The organism is Liquorilactobacillus sicerae, assembly GCF_029916425.1.
In the GTDB taxonomy this organism is placed as follows: domain Bacteria; phylum Bacillota; class Bacilli; order Lactobacillales; family Lactobacillaceae; genus Liquorilactobacillus; species Liquorilactobacillus sicerae.
In genome coordinates this window covers 1-778 of sequence record NZ_JAHAVQ010000058.1, presented here as the reverse complement: position 1 = coordinate 778, position 778 = coordinate 1, and the positions used below count along the sequence as shown (strand labels likewise).

The following is a 778-nucleotide window of genomic DNA, read 5'->3' as shown; positions in this document are numbered from 1 at the left end:
CTGATGAACTTCCCGCATATGATCGCTTGGCGTGCCCAGGGCGACCGTTCGGCTGGCATCTGAGATATATCCCTTATAAACAGTACCTAAGTCAAATAGAACCAATGAATTGTTTTTTAATGTCAAGTCCGATGTTTCTCCGTGCGGATCGGCAGCATGCTCGGCTGTCTGAACCAGAGTACCAAAGGACATTTCCGAAACGTTGCGGTTTTTCGTTGTGAACTCAAGCTCAGCAGCAATTTGAAGTTCCGTTTTACCAACTTTTAATGCTTTAAAACCAGCTTCAAAGGCCAAATCGGCATCCCTACCGGCTTGCTCCAATTTCTTTATTTCATCTTCGTCTTTAACCAGGCGCTGATGCTCGACAACCGGTGTTAAATTAAATGAATAATCGGCATCTGGAAAGGCTTCATGGAGTCGATTAAAACGAAATAGAGTTAAATTTCCCTGCTCGGTTGCTATTTTTTTTGGATTGCTGATTCGTTCTTTGATGTGGTCGTAGATCATTTTTAAGCCATCTTCATTATCTTGGTAGCCATATAGATCGTAGGGCCAGCCAACCGATTTGACAACTTCAACCTCCAAGGCCGGTGCGAAAATAAAGGGGTCTTTATCGGCAAAGACAATCATTGCCAAAATTCTTTCGTAAGGATTGGAACCAAATCCGGTGATATATTGAATTGTTTTGTAGTCTGAAATAAAAGCGAAGTCGATCTGTTTGTCGACAAGGGTTTCTTGCAGTTTATTTAGTCTTGTCTGATTGAATTTAATCATAGAT

Annotated in this window: 1 protein-coding gene; it reads right to left on the bottom strand. The window is 41.6% G+C overall.

Annotated features, from left to right (window positions below):
- A partial coding sequence (locus KH893_RS11160; RefSeq protein WP_345803736.1) for a M24 family metallopeptidase occupies positions 1–774 on the bottom strand: 774 nt, incomplete at its 3' end.
- Between the last annotated feature and the right edge of the window lie 4 nt (positions 775–778).